This is a genomic window from Actinomadura rubrisoli, from assembly GCF_004349215.1.
GTDB lineage: Bacteria > Actinomycetota > Actinomycetes > Streptosporangiales > Streptosporangiaceae > Spirillospora > Spirillospora rubrisoli.
Map to the genome: position 1 here is coordinate 1 of NZ_SMKU01000365.1, position 9,302 is coordinate 9,302.

The window sequence follows — 9,302 nt, forward strand, 5'->3', positions numbered from 1 at the left end:
GCCCGGCCGGGGGTCCGGGCGGCCCGGGGATCGGGATGCCGCCGGGGCCCGTGGGCGAGTTCGCGGGGATGGCCGAGGTGGTCATCGTGCAACCTCGAGGTTGTAGGTGGCCTGGTACAGCTGTACGGGGACGGTCTCGTCGGGGATGCCGGCGCCGTCGAGTGCCTGCCCGAACCGGATCGCCTCCTCGTCGAACAGCATCCCGATGCGGCTGCGCAGGTCGGCGCGGGCCTTGGCGCCCATGCCGCGCAGCGACTCGGCGCCGAACAGGGCCTTGAGGAGCCGCTGCGGGACGGCGCTGTTGCCGCCCTCGACGGCGACGTCGGACGTCCCGTAGCCGAGCAGGCCGATCATCAGGACGAGCGAGACCGCCTCGGTGTCGAAGGAGACGAGCTTGGCGACCGAGCGCTTGGTGACGCCCTCGGTGCGGATGAGCTCCTGGACGTGGTCCTGCCAGGAGCTGACGGCGCGGGTGACGCGGCGGGACAGCTCCGGGGAGACGCCGCCGAGGGCCGCGGCGGGGCCGGTCATGACCTGGCCGCCGGCGGGGTGCTCGCGCCAGCGGGCGAGGACCTGCTCGGCGCCGTGCTCGGCGGACGACATGATCAGCGATTCGAGGCTGCTGCGCAGGGCGGCCTTGAGCGCGCGCACACGGGCCGGGCTGCGGCGGCGGCGGTTGGCGGCCCGTCCGCGGCGCGCGCGCTGGACGTGCAGGGCGCGCAGCAGGTCGCCGGTGCCCGCGAAGTCCTGCCAGCGGGCGAGGACCTCGCCGCGCAGGAGGGAGCCGTTGCGGGTGGCCTCGTCCAGTTCGGCGAGGACGGTGCCGTAGGCGGCCTCGACCTGCTGGGCCAGCTCGGCGCGCTGCCCGACCTGCGCCTCGACCTGCCTGGCCAGCTCGGGGACGCGGGTGCGGAAGCTGTCGAGGACGGCGGCGAGGGTGTCGCTGACGACGATCTCGCGGTCGCCGGTGTCCTCGGCGAGGTCGACGAGCCAGGCGCGGATGTCCTCGACGGCCTCCTCGGGGAGGCGGCTCTCCTCGATGCGGGTCTCGGGGACGGTGAAGCGCCGCGCGTCGCCGACCTCGTGCTCGTCCAGCATCTCGCCGAAGTGCTCGACGACCTCGGCGCCGCCCCAGCCGGTCGTCCCGGCGCGGGCCCCGGGACCGGCGCCCTGCGGGACGCGGGACAGCACGACGCCGATGGTGGCGCCGTTCTCCTTGGCGCGCTGGAGCATCTGCCACACCTGGGCGTCGGCGTACCGGGCGGCGGTGGTGACGCACAGCCACAGGTCGGCGGCCGCCATCAGCTTGGTGGCGAACTCGTAGTGGTCCTCGAAGACGGAGTCGAAGTCGGGGCTGTCGAGGAGGGCGAGGCCGGGCGGGAGGACCTCGCTGGTGATGACGACGAGCTGGTCGCCGGCGATGGCGTCGGGGGCGGGCCCGCGCACCCGGCCCATGCCGGGGAGCATCGGCCCCTCCAGGAACCACTCGGCGTGGTCGGGGTGGCAGACGAGGATCGGGCTGCTGGTGGTGGGGCGGAGCACGCCGGTGGCGCTCACGCGGGCGCCGACGAGGGTGTTGACCAGGGTGGACTTGCCCGCTCCCGTGGACCCGCCGAGGACGACGAGCATGGGGGTGCCGGCCGCCTGGATGCGCGGGAGGACGTAGTCCTCCAGCTGGTTGCGCAGCTCCTGCCGGGCCTCGCGGGCCTCCTCGACGCCCGGCACGTCCAGGACGAAGTCGAAGGCGCCCAGCTGCTCGCGCAGCGCGGTCAGCGCGCGGATCAGCTCGCCCTGGCGCACCGTCGAGCCGCCGGTCTTGGCGGACGGGCCGCCGGTCTTGCCGCTGGACGCGCGGGCGCCGCGGGCGGACTTGCCGCCCTTTCCCGCGCCCGGTTTCGCGGGCTTGCCGGGCGCGGACCCACCGGGCCCGCCGGCCCCGGCCTCGCTCTCGGGCACCGTGTTGCCCTCGGGCACCGCCTGGTCGCCGGGCCTGGCGGAGCCGTCGACCCCGCGTCCCGGGCCGGCGCCCGCCTCCTCGTCGTGAACCGCGCTCTGCTCTGCCGGGGGTGTCACGGATCCCGTCCCATGTCGGCTCGAATCATGTCGATCTCTCGTGCCACGTTGACCACGTCGCCCACGACCACGATCGCCGGGGGCCGGACTCCGGCGGCGGCCATCTCGTCGGCCACCGTGCCCAGCGTGGCCGTCACAGCCCGCTGGCCGGGGAGGGTGCCGTCCTGGATCACGGCTACCGGCGTATCAGACGAACGACCATAGCGCATCAGGGCGGCGGCGATCAGGGCCATCCGCTCCACCGCCATGAGCAGCACGAGCGTGCCGCCGGCGCGGCCCAGCGCCTCCCAGTCGACGGTCGATTCAGGGTGCCCGGGGGCGACGTGCGCGGAGACCACGTGGAACTCCTGCGCGACGCCGCGGTGGGTGACCGGGATGCCCGCGGCGGACGGCACGGCGACGGCGCTGGTGATGCCGGGGACCACGGTGACGGGAATGCCGTGGCGGGCGCAGTGCAGCGCCTCCTCCCCGCCCCGCCCGAACACGAACGGGTCGCCGCCCTTGAGCCGGACGACGAACTTGCCCTGCCGCGCGTGCTCGACCAGGTGGTCGTTGATGCGGTCCTGGGTGACCGTCCGCCCGTAGGGGATCTTGGCGGCGTCGATGACCTCGACGTCGTCGGCCAGCTCGTCCAGCAGCTGGGCGGGCGCGAGCCGGTCGGTGACGACGACGTCGGCCATGGCCAGCAGCTGCCGGCCGCGGACGGTGATCAGCCCGGCGTCGCCGGGGCCGCCGCCGACGAGGGCGACGCCGGCGGGCTTCTGCCGGGAGTGCCGGGATTCGAGGGTGGCGTCGCGCAGCCCCTCCACCACGGCGTCGCGGATGCCCGCGGCGCGGCGGGGGTCGCCGCCGGTGAGGACGCCGACGGTGGTCTCGCCCGCCTGACCGCTCGCGGGCGTCCAGGCCGGGGAGGACTCGGCGTCGTCGGCGCGGACGGCCCAGACGCGCGCGGCCTCCGCCTCGGCGACCACGTCCCCGTTGACCTTGGCGTCGTCGGTGACGGCCTGCACCAGCCAGGCGCCGGCGCAGTCGCCGCGCCGGTAGGGCCGCCGGTGCCAGGCGACCCGGCCCGCGTCGATCAGCCCCTCCAGCGAGGCGGTGACCTCGGGCGAGACCAGGACGACGTCGGCGCCCGCGGCCAGCAGGGCGGGCACGCGGCGCTGGGCGACCCGCCCTCCGCCGACGACGAGGACGCGTCGCCCGCCGAGTCGCAGGCCTAGCAGGTACGGGGGCACGTGGTGGTTCTCTCGGTCGGGCGGTCGGGGTAGCTCGCGGACGCCGGTGACGGACACCTGTCTTTGTGGAACAAAGGTACTCGGGTTGGGGAGCTCATGGAGAGGGGCTCGGGCCAGTCGATAGCCGAGCGTGACTCATTCCGTGATCATGTCGTTACGGGGCCCGGCGTCCTTCTCGCTCACTCCGGCCGAGTCGAACGTGGCGACCTCGTGCAGGACCCGCACAGCGCCCTGGACCAGCGGCAACGCCAGCAGCGCCCCGGTTCCCTCGCCGAGCCTCAGCTCCAGGTCGACCAGCGGGCGCAGCCCCAGGCGGTCGACGGCGGCGGCGTGACCGGGCTCGGCCGAGCGGTGCCCTGCGACGCAGGCGCCGAGGGCCCGCGGGCACAGCGCCGCCGCCGCGAGCGCGGCCGCTCCGGCGATCACCCCGTCCAGGACGACCGGGACGCGCAGCGCCGCCGCGCCGAGCACGAATCCCGCGAGCGCGGCGTGCTCCAGCCCGCCGACCGCCGCGAGGATCTCCAAGGGATCGCGTCCCGGAGCGACGTTCAGGAGGTCGTGCCTGGTCAGAGCCCTGCGGACGATCTCGACCTTGTGGGCGTGGGTGGCGTCGTCGATGCCGGTGCCGCGGCCGGTGACCCGCTCGGGCGGCAGGCCGGTGAAGGCGGCGATCAGGGCGGCGGACGCGGTGGTGTTGGCGATGCCCATGTCGCCGGTGACCAGGCAGCGGGCCCCGGCCGAGACCAGGTCGCGGGCCACCTCGATGCCGGTCTCGACGGCCCGGCGGGCCTCGTCTGAGGTCATCGCGGGGCCGGCGGTCATGTCGGCGGTGCCGTGGGCGATCTTGCGCGGGAGCAGGCCGGGGGCGGGGGGCAGGTCGGCGGCCACGCCGATGTCCACGACGCTGACCTCGGCGCCGACCTGGGCGGCGAACGCGTTGACCACGGCGCCGCCGGCCAGGAAGTTGGCGACCATCTGCGCCGTGACCTCCTGTGGCCACGGGGTGACGCCCTGGGCGTGGACGCCGTGGTCGGCGGCGAAGACGGCGACGGCGGCGGGCTCGGGCAGCGGCGGCGGACACCGCCCGGCCAGCCCGGCGAGCTGGACCGACACGTCCTCCAGCACGCCGAGGGAGCCGGGCGGCTTGGTCAGGCGGGCCTGGTGGTCGCGGGCGTCGCGGATGGCGTCCTCGTCGGGGGGCGCGATCCCGGCGATGGTCTGCTCGATCAGGTTCACGGTGTCCTCTCCGGGCAGCCCTCGCCGCCCGTACGCCTCGTCGTGGACCGCCCACGCGAGGGGACGGCGGCGGGCCCAGCCGGTCAGCGCGAGCATCGGCGCGGGCGGGAACGCCGTCACGTGCCCGACGCACAGGTAGGCGATGATCTCGATGTGGGCGGGAAGGCCCAGTTCGTCGGCCAGTTCCCGCTCGTCGAAGAAGCTCACCCATCCGGCGCCCAGGCCCTCGGCGCGGGCGGCCAGCCACAGGTTCTCGACTGCGCAGGCCACCGAGTACTGGGCCGTCTTGGGTTGGACGTGGCGTCCGAGCGGGTTCCGTCCGCCTCTGGTGGGGTCGCAGGTGACGACGATGTTGACCGGCGCCTCGCGGATGGCCTCGACCTTGAGCCCGTCGAAGCGGGCGGCGCGCGCGGGCGGCAACGTGGTCGCGTACAGGGCGCGCTGCCGTTCGGCGAGCGCGCGGATACGTTCCCGCTTGGCCCGGTCGCGGATGATGAGGAAATCCCACGGCTGGGTGAGCCCGACCGAGGGCGCCCGGTGGGCTGCCTCCAAAACGCGGGTGAGGACGGCGTCGTCCACGGCGTCCGGGCGGAATCCGTCGCGCATGTCCCGCCGTTCGGCGATGGCACGGTAGACGGCCGCGCGTTCGGCGTCGTCCCAAGGCGGGCTCGGCGGCGAGTCAGATGCCGAGCTCACCGAGCACCTCCAGCAGGGCGTCGTTGGACGGACGGTCGCGGACGGCGATCCGCAGCCAATCCGGCCCCAGCCCCGGGAACGTGTCCCCGCGCCGGACGGCGTAGCCGCGCTGCCGTAGCAGGGCCCGTATGCCCAGAGCGTCCGGCACGCGCAAGCACAGGAACGACGCGCGCGCTTCGGGCACGACATAGAGGCCGCGTGCGGTGAGTTCGGCCGCGAGCCGGTTCCGTTCGGCGGCCAGTTGGACGGCCCACGCGTCGGCCTCGGCGACCGCGTCCGGCGAGCAACACGCCTCGATCGCGACGAGCGCCGGGGTGGACACGGCCCAGAGCGGCTGCGCCTCCGCCAGCCGGGCGATCAGGCGGGGATCGGCGAGCGCGTACCCGGCGCGCAGCCCGGCGAGGCCCCAGGTCTTGGTGAGGCTGCGGATCACGACGATCCCGGCGGGCAGCCGCGTGGCCAGGGTCTCCGGCTCGCCCGGGACGCAGTCCATGAACGCCTCGTCCACCACGACCGTCCGGCCCGGCCTCGCCAGCGCGGCCACGGCGTCCGCCGGGTGCAGGACGGACGTCGGGTTCGTCGGGTTCCCGATCACCACGAGGTCGGCACCGTCCGGGACGGCCGCGGGGTCGAGCGTGAAGTCCTTGCCCAGGACGACCCGCTCCACCGCGTGCCCGGCCGCCCTCAGCGCGGCCTCAGGCTCGGTGAACTGCGGGTGCACCACCACCGCCCGGCGCGGCTGCAGGACCCGCGCGAGCAGCACGAACGCCTCGGCTGCCCCTGCGGTGAGCAGCACCTCCTCGGCGGCCCGGCCGTGCCGCCGCGCGACCGCCCGGCGCGCGGGGCGCGGGTCGGGGTAGGCGGCCAGGCCGGCGACGGACGCGCGCAGCCGCTCGGCCAGCCAGGCGGGCGGCATGCCGCTCCGCACGTTGACGGCGAAGTCGGCGAGCCCGTCGCCGACCTCCGCGTCCCCGTGGTGCCGCAGGTCGACCTCGTCGGCCTCCACCGCCGCGGCGCGCTCTCCGGCCCCGTTCACCACTGCACCCCCTGCTCGCCGGAACGGCGCGCCACGGCGCCGCCCACTGCGATCTGCCCGATTCGACTGCTCTGCTCGCTCTGTCTGTCCCGCGCGTTCTGCATGTCCTGCATGTCCTGCGCGTCCTGCATGTTCTGCGCGTTCTGTTTGGTTCGTCTCGTTCGCCCGCGGGCCCGCTCCCCCGCCGCGGGCCGTGTCCGGCGCGCTCAGCGCTCCGCCGCCTCGTGGTAGAGCAGCGCGTTGACCGCGGCGGCGGCGGCCGTGGAGCCGCCCTTCTCCGAGACGTTGCTGAGCTGCGGCACCCCGCTGGAGCGCAGCGCCTCCTTGGCCTCGGACGCGCCCACGAAGCCGACCGGCATCCCGATGACCAGCGCCGGCCGCACCCGGCGGGCGATGATCTCGAAGATCGCCTCGGGGGCGGACCCGACGACCCAGACCGCGCCGGGCCCCACCTCCGAGTACGACAGCCGGACGGCGGCGGCCGAGCGGGTGATACCCGCGGCGCGCGCCATCCGGGCGGCCGCCGGGTCGCCCGCGTGGCAGAGCGCCTCCCGCGCGCTGATCCCGGCGGCGACCATGCCCTCGTCGGTGACGATCGGTGCGCCCGCGTGCAGCGCGGCCCAGCCCTCCTTGAGGAACTCCTCCTTGGTCACCAGGTCCACCGCGTACTCCAGGTCGGCGGTGGCGTGGATCACCCGCTCGGCGACGGCCCGCCACAGCGGCGGCATCGGCGTCAGGTCGACGCGGGACCGGAGGATCTCATACGACCGGATCTCGATCGGGTGGGGCTGACGTACGGGCACTGCGCCTCCAGGCTGATCACGGCGATCCTCGCTGTCGCCGGGGGATCGGTGCGGCGTTCCGGGTCGGGCACCAGGGTGTCACGGGACGGCGGGCGTTACGCCCCGCCATGCCCCTTAGGGAGGGATTTGCCGAGCGACTCTGGGCCGTCCGGGCCCGGCGGGCCGATCCAGGCGACGGCCGCCGTCGCCCGCGCCGATCTCCGCTTCTGGACGATCAGCTCAGGGGCCCCGCCGAGAGGGCGGGCGGCGTGCAGCGCCGCCGCCTCTGCCACGCTCGCGGTTCCCGTCCGGGCCCGCGTGGCCTCGGCCGGGTTGGGCACTTCCACCTGCGCCAACACGTCCACAGGGTAGGCGATGAGCGGAAATCCGCCGTCCCGCGCGGCCGCGCGGACAACCCGTTCACCGGCCCGCCCGTCCGCCGTAGCCACGCACCTGACCGCCTCCGGCGCGAGCCCGGCCTCCTCCAGGACGGCACCGATCAGCGCTCCGATCTCTGCGGCGGACGCTCCGCTGGACGCGCCGACGCCGATCACCACCTCGGTCATACCTCGGGCCCGCCGAGGTCGGCGGGAAGGGCGGAAATGGTCTCGATAGGACGGACGGTCCGGGACGGACGGCGCGGGACGGACCTGGCCCCTCGCTCGCCCCACACGACGATCACGGGATCGGCCGGTTCGGGTGACGGCGCGGACGCGGCGCCCGGGGTGTCCGCGGTGTCCGAGGTGCGCAGAGTCAGGCGCGTCGCTTGGAGCTGGACGGCCTCGGCGGTGAAACCCCGCTTGACCAGCGCATCCAGTATGGGCTGGGTCTCGCCGTCCGCCGCTATGACGACGATCCGGTCCGGGTTGAGCGCGGCGCAGGCTTGGACGGTCTCCGGCCCGCCTCGTCCGATGAAGACCGCGTCGGGCTCGGGCATGTGGTCGATGGTGGACCGGACGTCCCCGCACGCCATCGCGACCTTGACACCATGCAGGCGGACGCTCTCCCGGATCCTGTCGCACGTCGCCTTGTCGCGCTCAATGGCGACCACGGCCGCGCCGAAGCGCGCGCACTCGATGCCCACGGACCCGTCGCCCGACTCGACGTCCCACACCATGTCGCCGATCCTGGGGCCCAGCTTGGCCAGGACGAAGGCACGCACGTCCGGGCTCAGCCCCAGCCGGGCACCCGGCAGCCGGGCACCCGGCAGCCGGGCACCCGTCCCCTCACCGAAGGCGTCCTGGGGCAGGGCCCATCCGGCGGGGCCCAGGGCGGCACCGGAGATCCAGCCCGTCTCCCCCAGCGCGCGACGGTTGTCCAGGACGAGCACCACGTCCGGGTCGTTCCACGGACGCGTGGTGGCCTCGGCCGGACGGACGTAGACGACCCGCTCCCGAGGCCCGTCCAGGTCCTCGCAGACCACGAACGAACGCGGAGTCACGGGGAACAGCGCGCGCGCCAGTTCCGCTGGTCCCGCACCCGGCCCGGTCAGCACCGCCACCTTGGGATGGGCACGGCAGGCGTTCGCCGCCCGCCTCAGGTTGCCGTCCCGGGCGGAGACGACCAACGCGTCCTCCCAGGGCAGCCCGGCTTGCGCGAAAGCCCGCGCCACCAAGGGAGTGCTGGGCAGGACGTCCGGTGCGTGGCCCTGTTCGAGCAACTCCCGGACGATCCCGAAATAGCCCGGATCCCCGTCCACGACGACCACGACGTTCTGCTCCGTGACGTCGATCCCCTGCAAGGCCCCTACGGGATCGTTGGTGGCGAGCGTCCGGACGCCCCGCGCCACCGGCAGATCGGCCAGCCGCCCGGGCTCTCCCACCAGGAGGGCGGCGTCCCGCACGGCGGCCAGGGCCGGCTCCGGCAGCGGCGTCCCGTCCCGGCCGATGATCGTCAGCACGCGGGTCCCCGGGCCGGGATGCGGGGGCCCGTCACCGCGCCATCCGCCCGAACATGCCGATCATGCGCTCGCCCGCGGCGTCGACCAGCACGACCTGGGCGGCGACCGGGCTGGCCGACGCGCCCGCGGCCTCGGCGGCGCGCCGCTCCAGTTCCCCCGCGGTGCGGCGGCACAGCTCGCGGCCGCACGGACCGAGCTTGCCCGCGGCCTCCCACAGCGCGTACGCGTGCCGCGCCGTCGGGGCCTCGGCCACCCGCGCGGCCAGCGCGGGACCGCCGTCCATGTCCAGCGTGATCGCGTCCAGCACGCCCGCACCCACGCCCCCGCCACCGCCGCCCGAAGCG

At 75.2% G+C, this 9,302-nt stretch carries 8 protein-coding genes and 1 pseudogene; all 9 read right to left on the reverse strand.

What is annotated here, in order from left to right; genetic code table 11:
- Positions 1 to 81 precede the first annotated feature (81 nt).
- Positions 82 to 2,073 carry a GTPase family protein gene (locus E1298_RS39575; RefSeq protein ID WP_243726098.1) on the reverse strand — a complete coding sequence of 664 codons (1,992 nt, stop codon included), beginning with the start codon at positions 2,071 to 2,073 and terminating at the stop codon, positions 82 to 84.
- Positions 2,070 to 3,308 carry a uroporphyrinogen-III C-methyltransferase gene (cobA, locus tag E1298_RS39580; RefSeq protein WP_131902520.1) on the reverse strand — a complete coding sequence of 413 codons (1,239 nt, stop codon included), beginning with the start codon at positions 3,306 to 3,308 and terminating at the stop codon, positions 2,070 to 2,072. Before cobA ends, E1298_RS39575 begins: the two co-directional genes overlap by 4 nt.
- A gap of 135 nt (positions 3,309 to 3,443) precedes the next feature.
- Positions 3,444 to 5,240 carry a nicotinate-nucleotide--dimethylbenzimidazole phosphoribosyltransferase gene (gene cobT / locus E1298_RS39585; protein WP_424923197.1) on the reverse strand — a complete coding sequence of 599 codons (1,797 nt, stop codon included), beginning with the start codon at positions 5,238 to 5,240 and terminating at the stop codon, positions 3,444 to 3,446.
- Positions 5,224 to 6,276, reverse strand: a complete 1,053-nt coding sequence (cobC, locus tag E1298_RS50825; protein ID WP_243726099.1) for an Rv2231c family histidinol phosphate aminotransferase CobC — start codon at positions 6,274 to 6,276, stop codon at positions 5,224 to 5,226. The genes cobT and cobC overlap by 17 nt, the downstream gene beginning before the upstream one ends.
- Positions 6,273 to 6,407: a hypothetical protein gene (locus E1298_RS51390; protein ID WP_279499510.1), complete on the reverse strand. Its 135-nt coding sequence runs from the start codon at positions 6,405 to 6,407 to the stop codon at positions 6,273 to 6,275. Before E1298_RS51390 ends, cobC begins: the two co-directional genes overlap by 4 nt.
- A gap of 75 nt (positions 6,408 to 6,482) precedes the next feature.
- A complete protein-coding gene (locus tag E1298_RS39590) occupies positions 6,483 to 7,079 on the reverse strand; it encodes a precorrin-8X methylmutase (protein WP_131902522.1) in 597 nt (198 codons plus the stop codon).
- 95 nt (positions 7,080 to 7,174) lie between these two features.
- Positions 7,175 to 7,624 carry a cobalamin biosynthesis protein gene (locus E1298_RS39595; protein ID WP_131902523.1) on the reverse strand — a complete coding sequence of 150 codons (450 nt, stop codon included), beginning with the start codon at positions 7,622 to 7,624 and terminating at the stop codon, positions 7,175 to 7,177.
- On the reverse strand, positions 7,621 to 8,958 hold the full coding sequence (locus tag E1298_RS39600) for a bifunctional cobalt-precorrin-7 (C(5))-methyltransferase/cobalt-precorrin-6B (C(15))-methyltransferase (protein ID WP_131902524.1): 1,338 nt from the start codon (positions 8,956 to 8,958) through the stop codon (positions 7,621 to 7,623). Before E1298_RS39600 ends, E1298_RS39595 begins: the two co-directional genes overlap by 4 nt.
- Before the next feature lie 31 nt (positions 8,959 to 8,989).
- Positions 8,990 to 9,302 (reverse strand): annotated as a pseudogene (locus tag E1298_RS39605) (cobalt-precorrin-5B (C(1))-methyltransferase); the annotation flags it as partial.